General features: G+C 63.2%; 14 protein-coding genes, 1 tRNA gene and 2 pseudogenes. 12 read left to right on the top strand and 5 right to left on the bottom strand.

Annotated features, from left to right (window positions below; translation table 11 throughout):
* Positions 1 to 217: 217 nt before the first annotated feature.
* Positions 218 to 1,729, top strand: a complete 1,512-nt coding sequence (locus KSS95_RS21170) for a YdgA family protein (RefSeq protein WP_217849358.1) — start codon at positions 218 to 220, stop codon at positions 1,727 to 1,729.
* Positions 1,730 to 1,956: 227 nt separating this feature from the next.
* A complete protein-coding gene (nadA, locus tag KSS95_RS21165; RefSeq protein ID WP_217849356.1) occupies positions 1,957 to 3,015 on the top strand; it encodes a quinolinate synthase NadA in 1,059 nt (352 codons plus the stop codon).
* Between the two features lie 153 nt (positions 3,016 to 3,168).
* Here nadA and KSS95_RS21160 read toward each other — a convergent pair whose 3' ends face one another.
* On the bottom strand, positions 3,169 to 4,605 hold the full coding sequence (locus KSS95_RS21160) for a M48 family metalloprotease (RefSeq protein WP_217849355.1): 1,437 nt from the start codon (positions 4,603 to 4,605) through the stop codon (positions 3,169 to 3,171).
* Between the two features lie 107 nt (positions 4,606 to 4,712).
* Between KSS95_RS21160 and KSS95_RS21155 the strand changes: the two genes are divergently transcribed.
* Positions 4,713 to 4,952, top strand: coding sequence for a sulfurtransferase TusA family protein (locus KSS95_RS21155; RefSeq protein ID WP_217849353.1), 240 nt, complete (start codon positions 4,713 to 4,715; stop codon positions 4,950 to 4,952).
* Between the two features lie 20 nt (positions 4,953 to 4,972).
* Positions 4,973 to 6,043, top strand: a complete 1,071-nt coding sequence (locus tag KSS95_RS21150; RefSeq protein ID WP_217849351.1) for an AI-2E family transporter — start codon at positions 4,973 to 4,975, stop codon at positions 6,041 to 6,043.
* Between the two features lie 101 nt (positions 6,044 to 6,144).
* On the opposite strand, the gene KSS95_RS21145 is transcribed toward KSS95_RS21150, so the two are convergent.
* Together KSS95_RS21145 and KSS95_RS21140 are read right to left on the bottom strand one after the other, a co-directional pair.
* On the bottom strand, positions 6,145 to 6,618 hold the full coding sequence (locus tag KSS95_RS21145) for a peroxiredoxin (protein WP_217849349.1): 474 nt from the start codon (positions 6,616 to 6,618) through the stop codon (positions 6,145 to 6,147).
* 10 nt (positions 6,619 to 6,628) lie between these two features.
* Positions 6,629 to 7,189 (bottom strand): glycine cleavage system transcriptional repressor, encoded by a 561-nt coding sequence (locus KSS95_RS21140; protein WP_134689374.1) that lies wholly within the window; start codon positions 7,187 to 7,189, stop codon positions 6,629 to 6,631.
* 259 nt (positions 7,190 to 7,448) lie between these two features.
* Between KSS95_RS21140 and dapA the strand changes: the two genes are divergently transcribed.
* The 8 genes and pseudogenes from dapA (at position 7,449) to KSS95_RS21095 (ending at position 13,574) form a co-directional block, all read left to right on the top strand.
* A complete protein-coding gene (gene dapA, locus KSS95_RS21135; protein ID WP_217849347.1) occupies positions 7,449 to 8,336 on the top strand; it encodes a 4-hydroxy-tetrahydrodipicolinate synthase in 888 nt (295 codons plus the stop codon).
* Between the two features lie 17 nt (positions 8,337 to 8,353).
* A complete protein-coding gene (bamC, locus tag KSS95_RS21130; protein ID WP_217849345.1) occupies positions 8,354 to 9,469 on the top strand; it encodes an NlpB/DapX family lipoprotein in 1,116 nt (371 codons plus the stop codon).
* Complete coding sequence (locus KSS95_RS21125) at positions 9,470 to 10,228, top strand: MBL fold metallo-hydrolase (protein WP_217849343.1); 759 nt, start codon at positions 9,470 to 9,472, stop codon at positions 10,226 to 10,228.
* 29 nt (positions 10,229 to 10,257) lie between these two features.
* Positions 10,258 to 10,968, top strand: a complete 711-nt coding sequence (gene purC, locus KSS95_RS21120) for a phosphoribosylaminoimidazolesuccinocarboxamide synthase (RefSeq protein ID WP_016392503.1) — start codon at positions 10,258 to 10,260, stop codon at positions 10,966 to 10,968.
* 91 nt (positions 10,969 to 11,059) lie between these two features.
* Positions 11,060 to 11,149: transfer RNA gene (locus KSS95_RS21115), tRNA-Ser, on the top strand.
* 80 nt (positions 11,150 to 11,229) lie between these two features.
* A pseudogene (locus tag KSS95_RS21110) lies at positions 11,230 to 11,847 on the top strand (site-specific integrase); the annotation flags it as partial.
* A gap of 53 nt (positions 11,848 to 11,900) precedes the next feature.
* The gene (locus KSS95_RS21100; protein WP_437179562.1) at positions 11,901 to 12,821 is read left to right on the top strand and encodes a site-specific integrase; all 921 of its coding nucleotides are present in this window, start codon (positions 11,901 to 11,903) and stop codon (positions 12,819 to 12,821) included.
* 244 nt (positions 12,822 to 13,065) lie between these two features.
* Positions 13,066 to 13,574 (top strand): annotated as a pseudogene (locus KSS95_RS21095) (acyloxyacyl hydrolase).
* Positions 13,575 to 14,083: 509 nt separating this feature from the next.
* Here KSS95_RS21095 and KSS95_RS21090 read toward each other — a convergent pair.
* The gene (locus KSS95_RS21090; protein WP_217849341.1) at positions 14,084 to 16,501 is read right to left on the bottom strand and encodes a TonB-dependent siderophore receptor; all 2,418 of its coding nucleotides are present in this window, start codon (positions 16,499 to 16,501) and stop codon (positions 14,084 to 14,086) included.
* A gap of 113 nt (positions 16,502 to 16,614) precedes the next feature.
* A complete protein-coding gene (locus KSS95_RS21085) occupies positions 16,615 to 17,556 on the bottom strand; it encodes a FecR family protein (protein WP_217849339.1) in 942 nt (313 codons plus the stop codon).
* Positions 17,557 to 17,602 lie beyond the last annotated feature (46 nt).

Raw genomic sequence — 17,602 nt, 5'->3', positions numbered from 1 at the left:
TGCACTGTGATTGGCCGATTTAACGGGCGGTAAGTCGATTGTGATGTTCGTAAAAATTTACGGTCTTGCGCAAGCCAAGCCGTCGTGGGCAGATACAGAAAATCCACCGCGCATCACCGCGCCGCACGGGCGCCGGTGGTATTCTTGCCAACCCGCGCGGCCACCTTTGCGTGGTTCGCTCAATCGCCCTCCCTATGGACAGCAATCGGTTCTATTCATGAAGAAATCAGTAGGCATCCTTTCCGGTCTGGCCGTCGCCATCGCCGTCGCAACCACCGCTGGCGCCTGGTACACCGGCAAGCAGCTGCCCGCCGAGCTTGAGCGCTCCGTTGCCCGTGGCAACGAAGAGCTGAACAAAGCCCTGGCCGGTAACGGCGGCAGCATGAGCCTCGAGCTGGTGTCGCTCGACCAGCACTTCTTCACCAGCACCGCACACTACCGCCTCAAGGCCGAAAACCTGCAAGTGGGCGAGGCCGAGGCCGTCAGCTTCGAGGTTGGCGTGACCGACCAGATCGAGCACGGCCCGTTCCCCTGGTCGCGGGTCAAGGCGTTCAAGCTGATGCCGGTGCTGGCCACCAGCAACAGCGTGCTGGACAAGGACGACTTCACCTCGGGCTGGTACGCCGCCGCCGGCGACCAGGCGCCGCTCACCGCGCAGTTCAGCCTGGGTTACGGCGGCAGCGTCGACAGCGACATTCGCCTGGCCCCGGTCACCCTCAAGCAAGACGGCGACAATGTCCTGGCGTTCTCCGGCATGCAGGTGCTGTTGAGCGGTGACCGCGACGGCAAGGCGGTGGCTATCCACGCCGATGCCGGGCACCTGGAACTGAACTTCGTCGACGAGCAACAAGCACCGGTGAAGATCCTGCTCAATGGCTTCAAGGCCGGTGGCAAGCTCACCGAGACCGGCCACGACATGGTCTATGTCGGTAACTTCGACCTGGCCCTGGCCGATGTCCAGGCGACCTTCGGGCCCAAGCAGCAAGTGCTGGTGCTCAAGGGCTTGCAGCAGAACAACCTGTACAGCGCCGAGGGCGAGGCCAAGGACAAGCTGGCCGGGCGCCTGGAATACAAGGTCGGCGACATCAGCTACGCCGGGCGCAAGGTGGGCAGTGGCGAGATGGTGCTGACCATGAAGTCCATTGACATCCCGGCCATGCAGGCGCTGATGACCTGGTACCAGGGCCAGTTGCCGCAGATGCAGCAGGCTGCCGCCGACGGCGAGGCGCCTTCGCTGCAGATGACCCCCGAGGAGCAGGCCAAGCTCCAGGCCGACCTGCGCCAGTTGCTGGTCGCCAAGCCGCAGGTGGCGGTGGAGAAGCTGGCGTTCAAGACCGCCAATGGCGAAAGCCACTTCAACCTGGCGATGGACTTCGCCAGCCCCAGCTCGTTCGAATTGCCGCCTGAGCAACTGGGCAAGCAGCTGCTGACGCAACTGAAGGCCAAGCTCAGCGTGTCCAAGCCAATGGTCGCCGACCTGGCCACGCTGCAGGCGCTGCTCGACGGCGAGACCGATGCCCAGGCCATCGCCCAGCAATCCAGCCAGGCCGGGGAAATGGTCGGCATGATGGCGCTGCAGAGCGGCATGGCCACGGTGCAGGGCTCCGACGTGGTCTCGAGCCTGCAATACGCCGATGGCATGGTCGATTTCAACGGCAAGAAGATGACCGTCGAAGAGTTCGCCATGCTCATCAGCGGCCACCTGGCGGCGTTGTCCCCGCAAGGCTGATCGCTCAGGCAGGCCCGCTCCCAGCAGCTTCGTGGGAGCGGGTTTGCCCGGCGATGGGCCTGCCCCGCAAAAAGCCCTTTTGCATCCCCCCGATTGCCTGTAGCCTTCGCGTCCGATAAGAATCCGTGCCCGCAGAGGGGTCGAGACGCTGGCCGTCCGGCACCGCTAGCCGATCCCGGGTGATACACTCGACTGACGCGCTCGCGCGCCCCGCAGGTCCAGCGATCATGACCCAGATTTCCGAACGCCTGTTGGTACAGGCCCACCTCGACGCCAAGCAGCCCAATCCCCTGACCCCCGCGCAGGAGGCCGAATACCGTGCGGCCATCGCTGCCGAGCTGAAACAGCAGAATGCCGTGCTCGTCGCCCACTATTATTGCGATCCGGTGATCCAGGCCCTGGCCGAGGAAACCGGCGGCTGCGTGTCCGATTCGCTGGAAATGGCGCGGTTCGGCAAGAACCACGCGGCCGAGACCGTGGTGGTGGCGGGGGTGCGCTTCATGGGCGAGACCGCGAAGATCCTCACCCCGGAAAAACGCGTGCTGATGCCGACCCTGGAAGCGACCTGCTCGCTGGACCTGGGTTGCCCGGTGGAGGCGTTCTCGGCCTTCTGCGACCAGCACCCCGAGCGCACCGTGGTGGTCTACGCCAACACCTCCGCTGCGGTGAAGGCGCGGGCCGACTGGGTGGTGACGTCCAGTTGCGCGCTGGAGATCGTCGAAAGCCTGATGGACAACGGCGAGACCATCATCTGGGGCCCGGACCAGCACCTGGGGCGCTATATCCAGAAGCAGACCGGCGCCGACATGCTGTTGTGGGACGGCGCCTGCATCGTTCATGAGGAGTTCAAGTCGCGCCAGCTGGCCGACATGAAGGCGCTGTATCCGGATGCGGCGATCCTGGTTCACCCGGAGTCGCCGGAAGCGGTGATCGATCTGGCTGACGCGGTAGGTTCCACCAGCCAGTTGATCAAGGCGGCGCAGACCCTGCCGAACAAGACCTTCATCGTCGCCACCGACCGCGGCATCTTCTACAAGATGCAGCAGTTGTGCCCGGACAAGGAATTCGTCGAGGCCCCCACCGCCGGCAACGGCGCGGCCTGCCGCAGTTGCGCGCACTGCCCGTGGATGGCCATGAATACCCTGGAGCGGGTGCTCGATTGCCTGCGCAATGGCAGCAACGAGATCTTCGTCGAACCTGCACTGATCCCCAAGGCGATCAAACCGCTCAACCGCATGCTCGATTTCACCCAGGCAGCGCGGTTGAAGTTGTCGGGCAACGCCTGACACAAGGTGAGCATCACCCTGTAGGCGCGGCCTTGTGTCGCGAAAGGGCCGCGAAGCGGCCCCTGTTTTTCCGCGTGAAGCTGAACATCCTGGGGCCGCTGTGCGGCCCTTGCGCGACACAAGGCCGCTCCTACAGCGCGATCAGTGGCAGGCCTAGCGACCCATCATCTCCTTGACCATGCGCTGCTGCTCCATGATCTCGCGCTGGCGCTGGTCGATTTGCGAAGCCAGCGGGAAGTTGCTGCCCGCGCGGCGCTTGGCGTAGTCCAACTGCTGGATCGCCTGGTCGAAGTCGCCGACCAGGGTGAAATACTCGGCGCGGGCGCGGTGCAGGCCGATGGTGTTGCCCGACAGCCCGCGCACTTCGGCGACGTCGTACCAGACGTCCGGGTCGTCCGGGCGGTTCTTGACCAGGTCGTCCAGCACCTTTTCCGCCTCGGCCGGCTTGCCCTGCTTGATCAGCAGGTCGGCACGTACCTGCTTGAGCGGGTAGTTGCTCGGGTACTGGCCCTGCATCCGCGTGGCGCGCTGCTGGGCATCGGCCAGGCGGTTGTTGGTGATGTCCAGGTCGATCTGCGCCAGGTTGTAGGTGATGTCGTTGGGCGCCTTGGCCAGCAACGGCTTGAGGTTCTCCCGCGCCTCGTTGAGCCGGCCACCCTTGATCAGGGCCAGGGCCAGGCCATAGCGCGCGGCGTCCATGCTCGGGTTGTCGTCGAGCTGGGCGCGGAAGCGCTTGGCGGCCAGGCCCGGGGTACCTTCGTAGGTGAGGGCGACGCGGGCGCGGATCAATTGATAGCGCAGGCTGTCCTCGACCCCGCCCTTGGGCGCCTGTTCGGCACGGTTGCGGGTGTCGGCGATACGCGATTCGGTGACCGGGTGGGTCAGCAGGAATTCGGGTGGTTTGGCGTCATAGCGGTACTGGCGCGCCAGGCGCTCGAACATGCTGGGCATGTTGCGCGGGTCGTAGCCGGCCTTTTCCAGGTTGAGAATGCCGAAACGGTCGGCTTCCTGTTCGTTCTGCCGGGAGAAGCGCCGCTGCTCCTGGATGGCCGCCGCCTGGGTGCCGGCGATGACGCCGATGCCGGCATCGCCACCGCCGCCCGCGGCCAGCACGATACCGGCCAGCAAGGCGGCCATCATCGGCAGTTGCATGCGCTGCTGGGCCTCGACACCACGGGCGAAGTGGCGCTGCGACAAGTGCGCCAGTTCGTGGGCCAGTACCGAGGCGTACTCGCCTTCGGTCTGGGCGTTGAGGAACAGGCCGCCGTTGACCCCGACAATGCCGCCGGGCGCGGCGAAGGCGTTGAGCTCCTTGCTGTCGATCAGGATGAATTCCAGGCGCCGGTCCTGCAGCTGGCTGGTTTCGGCCAGCTTGTACACGCTGGTTTCGACGAAGTCCTTGAGCTGCGGGTCGTTGAGCTGGTTGACCTGGCCCCGCAGCAGGCTCAGCCAGGCGCGGCCAAGCTGGTGTTCCTGTTGCGGCGAAACGATCGCGGAGCTGGCGTCGCCCAGTGACGGCAGGTCGTCGGCGTGGCCGGGAAGGGCCATCAGGCAGGCCAGCGTCAGCAGGGTGGGGCGCAGTAGATTCATGCAGAAGCTCGCGTCGATCAAAAGCCTTACTGTAGCCGGGTCGCGCGATGCCGACCAGTGGCGGTATCCTAGCAAACCTTTCTGCTCATACCCCGGAGACGCGCCCGATGAGTGACACCCCGACCTGCGACGCCGAGCTCGACGCCAGCGGTCTGAACTGCCCATTGCCACTGCTCAAGGCCAAGATGGAGCTCAATCGCCTGGCTAGTGGCGCGGTGCTCAAGGTGATCGCCACCGACAGTGGCTCCCAGCGTGACTTCCGCACTTTTGCCCAGTTGGCCGGTCATACGCTGCTGCGCGAAACGGCCGAGGCCGGCGTGTACACCTATTGGCTGCGCAAGGCCTGAGTCTTTCCCAAGGATCGTCAATGTTCAAAGTGCTTCGCGACTGGATGCAGCGCTACTTCTCCGATGAGGAGGCGGTGGTGCTGGCGGTCCTGCTGGTCCTGGCCTTCGCCGTGGTGCTGACCCTGGGTGGCATGCTCGCGCCGGTGTTGGCGGGCATGGTCCTGGCGTTTCTGATGCAGGGGCTGGTCAACGCCCTGGAGCGTCTGAAAGTACCGACCCGGCTGGCGGTCTGGCTGGTGTTCGCCCTGTTCATGGGCGCGCTGGCGGTGTTCCTGCTGGTACTGGTGCCGTTGCTCTGGCATCAGCTGATCACCCTGTTCAACGAACTACCGGGGATGCTCGGCAAGTGGCAGTCGCTGTTGCTGCTGCTGCCCGAGCGCTATCCGCATCTGGTATCGGACGAGCAGGTGCTGCGCGCCATCGAGTCGGTGCGCGGCGAGATCGGCAAGTTCGGCCAATGGGCGCTGACCTTCTCGCTGTCGAGCCTGCCGTTGCTGGTCAACGCGATGATCTACCTGGTGCTGGTGCCGATCCTGGTGTTCTTCTTCCTCAAGGACCGCGAGCTGATCGGGCGCTGGGTCAGTGGCTACCTGCCCCGTGAGCGTACGCTGCTCAACCGGGTGGGCGACGAGATGAACCGGCAGATCGCCAACTACATTCGCGGCAAGGGCATCGAGATTCTGATCTGTGGCATTGCCACGTATATCGCCTTCATCACCCTGGGCCTCAACTATGCCGCCCTGCTGGCGCTGCTGGTGGGCCTGTCGGTGGTGGTGCCGTATGTCGGCGCGGTGGTGGTGACCGTGCCGGTGACGCTGATCGCGTTGTTCCAGTGGGGCTGGGGTGACCAGTTCATCTACCTGATGGCGGTGTACGCGATCATCCAGGCGCTGGATGGCAACGTGCTGGTGCCGCTACTGTTTTCCGAGGCGGTGAGCCTGCACCCGGTGGCGATCATCTGCGCGGTGCTGCTGTTCGGCGGGCTGTGGGGGTTCTGGGGGATCTTTTTCGCGATCCCGCTGGCGACGCTGTTCAAGGCGGTGCTGGATGCCTGGCCGCGGCAGGACGCATCGGTCGCGCCGATGTTGTAATCGCTGAGGGCTGCTTTGCAGCCCTATCGCGACACAAGGCCGCTCCTACCTGTAGGAGCGGCCTTGTGTCGCGATAGGGGCGCAAGGCGCCCCCAACGATATCAAGCCTTGTTCAGGGCCTGCGCCGCCGCCAGCACGGCATCCACATGCCCCGGCACCTTCACCCCACGCCACTCCTGGCGCAGCACACCGTCCTTGTCGATGAGGAAGGTGCTGCGGTCCACGCCCATGTATTCCTTGCCGTACAGCTTCTTCAGCTTGATCACGTCGAACAGCTGGCACAGGGCTTCGTCCTTGTCGCTGATCAGCTCGAAGGGGAACGCCTGCTTGGCCTTGAAGTTCTCGTGGGACTTGATGCCGTCACGCGACACGCCGAACACCAGGGTGTTGACCGCCTGGAACGCCGCATGCTGGTCGCGAAAGCCCTGGCCCTCGGTGGTGCAGCCCGGGGTGCTGTCCTTGGGATAGAAGTACAGCACCACCTGCTGGCCCTTGAGCTCGGCAAGGCTGACGGTCTGGCCGCTGGTGGCCTGAACCTGGAAGTCGCTGACGGGTTGGTCGATGGCTACGGCCATGGGAGTTTCCTTACACAGGGTTCTGTGGGCGCCACGGTTCGATCAGCGCGTCCAGGTTCAGGGCATCGGCGAAGTCCAGGAACTGGTCGCGCAGCCAGCTGATCTGGGTGCCAGCCGGCAGGATCACGGTGAACTGGGCGTTGAGCATGCTGCTGCCGGTCTGCGGCGCCAGGTAGGTGTCGCAGGTCATGGCTTCCAGCTCGACACGGTGGTCGAGGAAGAACTGGCACAGCTCGTTGATGATGTCCGGGCGGTAGGCGGCACTGACATAGGCCACGTAGGGCAGGGCCTGCGGGCGTACTTCCTGGTCGGCGCTGCGCACCACGTCCAGGGTCAGGCCGTGCTTCTTGCCCAGGCCAGGCAGGGTCGCCTCCAGGCGCGCCAGGGCGTCCCAGCTGCCGCCGACCTGCAGCACCAGGGCGCTGGTTTCGCCGTGGCGGGTCAGGCGCGAGGTGACCACCGCGCAACGATTGTCGAAGGCCGCGCGGCTCAGGACATTGGCCAGCTCCATGGGGTTGGGACCCAGGGCGCTGATGACGAGGAATTGTTCGCGAACGGTGGGGGAGGACATGCAGCATTCCTAAAGCGATGAGCGGTCGGTACTGGACCGGGGCAGGCCTCGTTTTCGGCGGGGCCGCGGCCGGTTCGGGCGGCGGTGGGCGCAGGCGAGGAGCACTGTCGACGGCCCGGCGGGCCGCGCTGTACCAATCAAAGGATCAAGGGTAGCGAAAAGCGGCGCGAAGGGGAATGCTCCGCCCGCCTGCTTCGCTTGTGCAAGGCCGATGCCCCCAGTACCATTACCGCTCTCTTTTTCCGGCAGGAGCAATTACATGATTGCGGGCAGTATGGTGGCGTTGGTCACACCCATGGATGCACAAGGGCGTCTGGACTGGGACAGCCTCGACAAACTTGTAGACTTCCACCTGGAAAACGGCACCCACGCGATCGTAGCTGTCGGCACCACCGGCGAGTCCGCCACCCTGGATGTCGAAGAACACATCCTGGTCATCAAGCATGTGGTCGAGCGGGTCAAGCACAGCAGCAAGCGGATCCCGGTGATCGCCGGCACCGGTGCCAACTCCACCGCCGAAGCCGTGCACCTGACCAAGAATGCCAAGAATGCCGGCGCCGACGCCTGCCTGCTGGTCGTCCCGTACTACAACAAGCCGACCCAGGAAGGCCTGTACCAGCACTTCAAGCACATCGCCGAAGCCGTCGACATCCCGCAGATCCTCTACAACGTGCCCGGCCGCACCTCCTGCGACATGCAGGCCGACACCGTGATCCGCCTGTCGAAGGTCAAGAACATCATCGGCATCAAGGAAGCCACCGGCGACCTGGCCCGTGGCAAGCAGATCCTGGACGGCGTCGACAAGGACTTCATCGTCCTGTCCGGCGACGATCCGACCGCTGTCGAGCTGATCCTGATGGGCGGTAAAGGCAACATCTCCGTCACGGCCAACGTCGCCCCGCGCGAAATGGCCGACCTGTGCGAGGCCGCCCTTGCGGGCAATGCCGAGAAGGCCCGCGCAATCAACGAAAAACTCATGCCGCTGCACAAGGACCTGTTCTGCGAGGCCAACCCGATTCCGGTGAAATGGGCGCTCGTGGAAATGGGCCTGATGCACAAAGGTATCCGCCTGCCGCTGACCTGGCTGAGCGAAGGCTGTCACGAAAAAGTCCGTACTGCCTTGCGCCAGTCCGGCGTACTGGTTTAAACGAGGAAGTACACCGCATGAAGCGACTGGCTGGTCTTTCCGCTCTCGCCCTGATCATCTCCAGCACCAGCGGGTGCGGCTGGCTTTGGGGCGAGGATGGCTATTTCCGCGACCGCGGCAGCGATTACCTGCAGGCGCACCCGACCGCGCCGATGCAGCTGCCGCCGGACGCCAGCAACGTCAAGCGCCTGGACCCGCTGCTGCCGATCCCGCGCAACGTCGCCGACGATCGCGCCACCGGCGAGTTCGAGGTGCCGCGCCCGCAACCGCTGTCGGCCACCGCCAACATCAGCGATTTCAGCCTGCAGCGCAGTGGCAGCAGCCGTTGGGTGCTGGCCCAGCGCTCGCCGGCCGAAGTCTGGCCGGTGACCCGCCAGTTCTTCGAAGACAACGGTTTCCGCATCGCCGAAGAGCGTCCGCAAACAGGCGAATTCAACACCACCTGGCAGCGTTTCGACGAGCTGTCGGCGTCCCTCGGCCAGCGCCTGGCCAGTGCCTCCAGCAGCCCGGACAGCGAAGTCCGGGTGCGGGTGCGCATGGAGCCTGGCGTGCAACGCAATACCTCCGAGGTGTACATCGTCAGCGTCGAGCGCCCGGCCGGCAGCACTGCCGAGCCTGAGTTCCCGTCGACTTCCAGCAACACCGGCGCCGACGCGCTGCTGGTCGATGAAATGCTCGCCAGCATGAACCGCAGCGCCGAGAAGGGCGGTTCGGTCTCGCTGCTCGCCGCCCGCGACTTCGATGCGCCGAGCCAGGTCAGCCTGAGCGAGGACGGCAGCGGCAACCCGGTGCTGTACCTCGGATCCGACCTGGACCGCGCCTGGTCTGGCGTGGGCCGCGCCCTGGAGCAGGGCGAATGGCGCGTCGAGGACATCAACCGCAGCCTGGGCCTGTACTACATCAACCTGTCCGAGAAGCCCGACGACAAGCAGAAGGAGCCTGGCTTCTTCAGCCGCCTGTTCGGCAGCGAGCCGAGCAAGGAAGAGCGTGAGGCCCGTGCCGAGCGCTACCAGGTTCGCCTGAGCAAGGTGGGTGAGAACGTCCAGGTGACCGTCGAGAAGAACATCAACACCGTGGCCCCGGCCGATGTCGCCCGCCGCGTGCTGAGCGCCATCCAGGACCGTCTGGGCTAAGTGCGCTTCGCGGTTCTTGGAAGCGGTAGCCAGGGAAACGGCACGCTGATTGCCAGTGGTGACACCTTCATCCTGGTCGACTGCGGCTTCTCGCTACGCGAAACCGAGCGGCGCCTGGCGCTGCTCGGGGTCTCGCCCCGGCAATTGAGCGCGGTGCTGGTGACCCACGAACATGCCGACCACGTGCATGGGGTAGGGTTGCTGTCGCGCCGCTACAATGTACCGGTCTACATGAGCCAAGGCACATTGCGCGGCCTGCGCAAGCCGGTGGACGTGGCTGGTTTCCTCGGTTGTGGCGATGTGCTGCCAGTCGGTGACCTGCAGGTCAGCGCCACGCGGGTCGAGCACGATGCCTACGAGCCGTTGCAGTACGTGATCAGCGATGGCCGCCGGCGTTTCGGCATGCTTACCGACCTGGGCAGCTACGACTACCACCTGTTGTCGCGTTACCAGGGGCTGGATGCACTGCTGATCGAGGCCAATCATTGCCGGGACCTGCTGGCCCGCGGTCATTACCCGCACTTTCTCAAGTTGCGGGTCGGCGGCAGCCAGGGACATTTGAACAACCACCAGGCCGCGAGCCTGGTGGCCGAGCTGGGCTGGCAGCACCTGCAGCACCTGGTGCTGGCCCACCTCAGCAGCAAGAACAACCTGCCACATCTGGCCCGCCAGTGCTTTGTCGACACCCTCGGGTGCGACCCGGACTGGCTCCAGGTGGCCAACCAGGACCATGGGCTCGACTGGCGCCAGATCGCCTAGCCCACCTACTCAAGCAAGCGGAGCCCATCATGGAAAAACGCGACGAACTCTACCGCGGCAAGGCCAAATCGGTTTACCAGACCGACGACGCCGACCGCTTGATCCTGCTGTTCCGTAACGACACCTCGGCGTTCGACGGCAAGCGCATCGAGCAGCTGGACCGCAAGGGCATGGTGAACAACAAGTTCAACGCCTTCATCATGCAGAAGCTCGAAGAAGCCGGCGTGCCGACCCAGTTCGACAAGCTGCTGGGCGACAACGAGTGCCTGGTGAAGAAGCTCGACATGATTCCGGTCGAGTGCGTGGTGCGCAACTACGCAGCCGGTAGCCTGGTCAAGCGCCTGGGCGTCGAGGAAGGCATCAAGCTGGAGCCGTCGACCTTCGAGCTGTTCCTGAAGAACGACGAGAAGGGCGACCCCTTCATCAACGAATCCCACGTTGTCGCGTTCGGCTGGGGCACCGCCGAGCAGCTGGTCGAGATGAAGAAGCTGTCGCTGAAGGTCAACGAGGTGCTGAGCAAGCTGTTCGATGACGCAGGCCTGCTGCTGGTCGACTTCAAGCTGGAATTCGGCGTGTTCCACGGCCAGATCGTCCTGGGCGACGAGTTCAGCCCGGACGGCTGCCGCCTGTGGGACAAGGAAACCCGCAAGAAGATGGACAAGGACCGCTTCCGCCAGGGCCTGGGCGACGTCATTGAAGCCTACGAAGAAGTTGCCAAGCGCCTGGGCGTGCCGCTGTAAGCGGCGCGTTCACGCAAGCGCCTGATACCACGCGATTTTTTTTCAAAAAAGGTTTGCCTTTCAAGAAATCGCTGGTATGATGCGCGGCATTGGAGAGATGCCGGAGTGGTCGAACGGGACGGATTCGAAATCCGTTGTACTGGCAACAGTACCTAGGGTTCAAATCCCTATCTCTCCGCCATATTAAAGGCCCCGAGCGCTGTATAGCCCTCGGGGCTTTTTTCGTTTGGGGGAATTTTGGGGGAATTGGGGGAGGGTGATATTCCCCCAAGCGTTCGATATCATTCCGCCAAGGCCTACTACGAAAAGCGCGGCGACGCCTGGCGCGCCCAGATCCGCCGCAAAGGATATCCAACTCTTTCCGCCACTTTCGACACCAAGGCAGAAGCCCAGCGATGGGCTGCCGAGGTCGAGGGCGACATGTCTCGAGCGCGCTTCGTCGATATGCGCGAGGCCGAGAGCACCACGCTCTCCGAGGCCCTGGACCGGTATATGTCCGAGGTGACCTCGACCAAGAAAGGCGCCAAGCAGGAAGAGGTCCGCATCAGGAAGTGGAAGGAGCACAAGCTGGCCAGCAAGGGCCTGGCCGCCATTCGCTCCAGCGATATGGCCGCGTATCGAGATGCCGAACTCAAGGAGGGGAAGTCCACTGCGACTGTTCGCCTCAACCTAGCTGTGATTAGCCACCTGTATACGGTGGCCACCAAGGAGTGGGGTATTGAAGGTCTGACCAACCCGTGCCGAGCGATCCGGATGTCGAGGGGCAGCAAGGAGAGGGATAGGCGGCCGACACCGGCGGAGCTCAAGGCTCTCTACAAAACTGCAGGCCAGATGAATGCGCAGCTTCCGGTGTTCATTGAGCTGGCGGTGGAGACGGCAAGGAGTGGGGCGTAATCCGCCACATTCTCGACATTGCCGGCCAGGCCGAGACCATGGTGGAGGCGGGCGCTCCCACCGCCGAGGTGATCGCCACCGCGCAACAGGCCCTGGCCGAACTGCGTGACCTGGACGGCGAGACCAAGGGCTTCAAGCGCTTGGACGCGTGGATGGGGGAGCAGCGCCTGGACGCGGTCAGCAAGCTACTGATCGACCAGCAGCTGATGTGGCCGCTGCAGGAGCGTTACGCCCTGTCCTTCGTGCGTTCGGTCTATGGCGTGCTCGCGGTGGCGTTCCGTCAGGCCCTACGCCTGGAGCTGCTGGCGGCCAACCCGCTGGCGGCGCTGAAGTTCACCGACTTCGTGCGGACGCGGATCCGGCCCAAGCCGGCGCGGCTGCGCGGGGATGATGTGCCGGGTCTGCTGGGACGGCTGACTGAACGTTTCGAGGTCGAGCCGGCGGGTAGCATGCTGGCGTTGATGATGCTGTGCCATGGCTCGCGCTTGGGGGAGACCCGGCTGGCCCGCTGGCGCCACCTCAACCTCGACGCGGGGCGCTGGTTCATTCCGGCGAGCGACACCAAGACCAAGGCTGAGCACACACTGCCACTGACCGCCCAGGCCTGTGCGCTGCTGCGCCGCTACCAGCGCCTGCAGACCGCCCAAGGCTACACGGGGCCGTTGCTGTTCCCCGGCAGCCACGGTGCGCCGTTGAGCCCGAGCAAGGCCAGCACCCTGTTCAGCGACCTGGCCCAGGGCGCATGGTCGAGCCACGACCTCAGGAAGGTAGCCCGCACGGCGTGGACCGACCTCGGTGTGGATTACATGGTCGGTGAGCTGCTGCTCAACCACGCCATGAAGGACCTGGACGCCACCTATATCCACACCACCGCCGAGGCCCTGAAACGCCGCGCCCTGGAGGCCTGGCATCAGCAGCTCGACCAGCAGGGTTTCGCCGCGCTGCACGCCGAGACATAGCCGAGACAGGAAACCCCGCCATCGCCCGCCAACGTCAGTGCCGACGCGGGCTGTGGCGGTGTTCAGGATCCATCCCAAGGGAGGATACAAATTCAAGAAATCAAGCGGTGAGGCAGCCAGGAGAAACCACATCGACAAGCTTGCTGGCAGGCCCGTCGAAAAAATGTTTCAAGGTGTTGAACGTTTTGATGTCACTTTGCTTCTGATTGCTAGCTAAACAAAATAACCATGGAAGACCGTGATCATGAAATCATTCATCGCTGCGGCGATGCTGTCCCTTTTTGCAGTATCAGCTAGCGCTGCTGAGCTCTCTGGTGCCATTGGTGCGACGAGCCAAGGCGGTCTTACTGCTCGCGTAGGCCTTGGCTTTAACTGGGATAAGAGCTGGTTCGAGTCGAGCACTGGGCGCCTCACCGGCTATTGGGATGCGGCTACACCTACTGGGGCGCGGGCGATGCTTCTGGCGGCGCGCACTCGCTGTCTTTTGCTCCGGTCTTTGTGTACGAATTTGGCAGCGGCAACGTGAAGCCATTCATTGAGGCGGGCATTGGTGTGGCCGTGTTCTCCGGCACATCCGCAGGTGACCAAGAGTTTGGTTCTGCCTTCAACTTCGAGGACCGGCTCGGGGTGGGTTTGAAAATCGGTGAAGCTCAGAAGGTGGGCATCCGCGCTCTTCACTATTCCAATGCTGGAATCAAGCAGCCGAACGACGGTATCGAATCCTACTCGCTGTTCTACAGCCACCAGATTTAACCGAGCAACCCCCTTCTTTGCCCGCCTTGCGCGGGCTTTTTTTGCGGAAAAAGCTGCGATTAAGCAGGCGATTCCGACATTTTCAGGCCGTTAAAATTGGCTGTCATCGCTGGAAAGACCGCTCAAGTCCAGTAGCGGCGCGAAGCCAGTTTCGATGCGATCGTGTGCCGAAAAGTTGTCAAAAAATGCCAAATAGGGGGGGGTAGGGTAAATCTCTACAGCTTTTGACCTTCCCCACCGATCGCCCAGCCGTTTTTACACACCCGCGAAATTAAAAAAAATCGCATTTCACAAAACGGGCGGCTGAGCGACGACTCAAGCGTGATGTGACGCGTCAGGAGTTGTAGCATGGGACCACCTGAGGTGGCGGCTTTGATTCATGACTGACCGCTTGCGACCCGTAGTTGCCAGTGAGGCCTGCGCTCCATTTAGCAATTGCTGTTGGGCTCATCGACAGCTTCGGGTTGAGTCCGCTCATTTGCGATGTCTTGCCGGTTGGCACGCCTACATCAAAAAACAGGCGTGTAACGCACGGTCAGCATCAGGTTGCGCGGATCGCCGAAGCTGTTGGCCCCCCAGCTGTTGCTGATGTTTTGGTAATAGTGTTTGTCGAAGGCATTGTTCAGGTTGGCCTGCAATTGCCACGCGGGCGATGGCCGATACGCGATCATGAAGTCGCTTACGCTATAGCCCCCCTGTTTCACCCCAAAGCCGGTGTACGCGCTGCTCTGCGTACGCCAGCCACCACCCACCGTCCAACGCTCGAGCTCACCGGGTAGTCGGTAGGTGGTGAATACCTTGAACAGGTTGTAGGGTGTCTCGCTGTCGAAACGCTCACCCTTCTCTGCCGAGCCTGTGGACTTGGTGTACTCCGCTGCTGCGTAAGTGTAGCCAGCAGACAGCTGCCAACCAGGCGCCAGCTCTCCGCCCACCTCCAAGTCCACACCGCGGGTTCGCACTTCGCCACTGGCCTCATAGCAGGCGCTGACGCCAGGGGCACATTGAGCGGACGGCAAGGATTTGGCGAGGTTTTCCTGCACAAGCTGGAATACCGCCGCGCTGGCGTTCAGCGCGCCACCGAAGTACTCACCCTTGAGGCCGGCTTCATAGTTAGTGCCGGTGATCGGATCCAGCAAGCTGCCGCTGGCGCTTTGTGCAGCCTGTGGCTTGAAGATCCGCGTCCAGCTCGCGTACACCGAGTAAGTGTCGTTCAAGTCGTAGATTACGCCGGCGTAGGGTGTGAGTTCCCGGGTAGCCTTGTAATCGTCACCGAAGCTGTATCCCCCTGAATGGGTAAGCTGCTCGTATTCGTACCAATCCAGACGCGAGCCGAGAATCAGCCGCAGGTCGTCACGCAGATTGAAACGCACCGTGGCATAGGTACTCGATTGTTCTTCATGCCCGGTACGCGACCAGTTGTTGTCTATATCAGGCTTGGGATAGGCACCCGGTTCAAAGTGCTGCGGGTCGACGATCACATCCGAGCCAATGCCCGGGCCGCCAGGGCCATCATTGGTTTCGTCGCGCCGCCAACTGGCACCGACGACCAGTTCATGGGTAGCGCCAAACAAGCTGAAAGGACCAGAAGCGTAGGTGTCCAGGCTCTTCTGGGTGTGCTGGTAGGTGTAGCGACCGATGTTCAGGTGGTAGGCATTGTTCTCGTCGGTGTAAAGGCTGCCGCCGAGCATGTCCATGTCGCCGCGCAGCCAGGTGGCGTTCAGGCGCAGCTTCCAGTCATTGTCGAAGCGGTGCTCGACCTCGGCGAATGCACTGCTGTTCTTCTTGTTCCAGTACGTCCAGTTTGGCGCCGTGCGCGTCGACCGTGAAAAGTCGAAAAAGCTGCCGTCGGGGTGGGTAGGCAGCCCGTTCCAATCAGCGCCGGGGTTGTCTTCGCGATTGTACCAGGCGCCAAGGGTGAGGGTAGTGGCCGGGTCCAGATCATATTCGGTGATGCCATAGAACAGCTGCCGCGTATTGCCATAGGCGTCGACGAAACTGTTGCGGTCCTGATAGGCGCCGACGAAACGGCCACGCAGGGTGCCGCTGTCGTTCAACTTATTGCTGATATCGACCTCCCCCCGATAGTCGTCCCACCGCCCCGCGCTGCCGGTAAGGGACAACTGCGGCGTCAGTGTCGGGCGCTTGCGTATCAGGTTGAGTGTGCCAGAGGGGTTGCCAGCCCCCACCATCAAGCCCGAGGCACCCCGTACCACTTCCACATGGTCGTACATGGCTAGCATCGAGGTACCGAGGGTATCACTGTCATAGGCCACGGGCAGGCCATCGATCATGATGTTGTCGATGGCGGACCCACGCGAATAGAACTCGGGGCGCTCGCCACCTGTCTTGCGCAGGGTCAGGCCTGGCGTGTAGGTGGCAATGTCCTCAAGCTTCTGCAAGTTCTGATCGTCCATGCGCTGGCGGGTCAGCACTGTCACCGATTGCGGGGTTTCGCGCAGCGAGGTCGGCAACTTGGTCGCCGTCTGCATAGCCCCGGTGGTGTACGACCCGGTGTGCTCGCTGGTCATGCCCAGGCCTTGCCCCTCAATGGTGGTCGCGCCTAACTGCACCGCCGTTTCGTTGTCGCTGCGTTGCTGCAGATAGGCGCGTTTGCCATTGGCCATGACGAAACCCAGGCCAGTGCCGGCCAGCAATTGTTGCAGCGCAACGCTGGCCGTGTACTGGCCGTTTACGGTGTTGCTGGTCTTGCCGCGGGTCAATGCGCCGTCGGCGAACAGCTGGATGCCGCTGCTGGCCGACCATTGCGCAATCGCGCTTTCCAGCGGCTGGGCGGCAATGCTGTAGGTGCGGGTTTGCGCCTGCACGGCGCCGGCCGCGTGTGCCTGCGGCATAGCGGCGAACGTGCAAACGCAGCTCAAGGCGCTGACCAGCAGCAATGGCTTGAAGGGGGTGTTAGGGGTGGGCATTCGAATTTCCAGTCCGTCCTGATGGCAGTATTCGCAACTCATTCGCGTTTGCGATCAAGACTAATGACGTGCCACCGGCCAAACACAACGACGCGGATTTTTAGTTTTTTCAATCAGCGCTGTACTGGGCGTACCAAAGTCAACCACGGGCCCACCGCGGTGACACGAATCGGCAGGATAACCTGCAAGCTCTGCAACGCCGCATCGGCTTCTTGAGCTTGCATCGCTGCCGTGACCCGCAACTGAGCGAGGCTATTGTCTGTCAGCAGCAAGTGCGCGCGGGAATACGATTGCAGACGCTGCAACACCTGCGTCAATGGCTCATCGCGGAATACCAGGCGTTGCTCACGCCAGGCCAACTGTTGGCCGGTATCGACATGCCTTAATGCGCCAATGCCCTGCGCGTCGAAATGCAGAGCCTGACCCTCTCCAGCCTCGGCCTGCTGCCCCGCACGGCTGACCCGCACGCTGTGCTCGGTCACGGTCACGTTCGCGCCGCCGTCCAGCACTTGTATGTCAAACGCAGTACCCAAAGCGCGCACATTGCCACCTGCGGCTTCGACGATGAAAGGCCGCGCCGGGTTGGCCGCCACTTTGAACCAGGCTTCACCCTGGTACAGATGCAGGCGACGCTCACCTGCGCTGAAATTCACGCTCAGTGCGGTTTGCGGAGCCAGTTGTACGGTAGAACCGTCTTCCAGCGTCCAACTGCGTACCTGGGCCACGTCGGTGCGGTAATCTGCCCAGCGCGCCGGCGAAAGGGCGAATACTGTGGCGGCCATCAGCACCGCAGCGGCGCTTGCCAATCCTATGGACGTGCGCCTGGAGATGCGCTTGCGCAAGGCGCGGTTGGTGGCAATTTGGGCGTGGCCCGCCATCCCTGCCGCACGCCACACCTGGCTGGCGCGCTGCCAGGCAACCGAGTGGCTGGGGTCGGCGGCAAGCCACTGCGCGAATGCCTCATGCTCGGCCGGTGTCGCCCCCGCATCCTGCAGGCGCACGCACCATTCAAGCGCCTGGTCCAAGGGGGTGTGGGAGTCGTGTTCGTTCATCATGCAAGCGCAGGCAGGCGACAGTGAAAACGCACGCAGTGTAACCACA

It is taken from the genome of Pseudomonas muyukensis (assembly GCF_019139535.1).
GTDB classification, from domain to species: domain Bacteria; phylum Pseudomonadota; class Gammaproteobacteria; order Pseudomonadales; family Pseudomonadaceae; genus Aquipseudomonas; species Aquipseudomonas muyukensis.
This window is presented reverse-complemented; position numbering and strand designations above follow the sequence as displayed.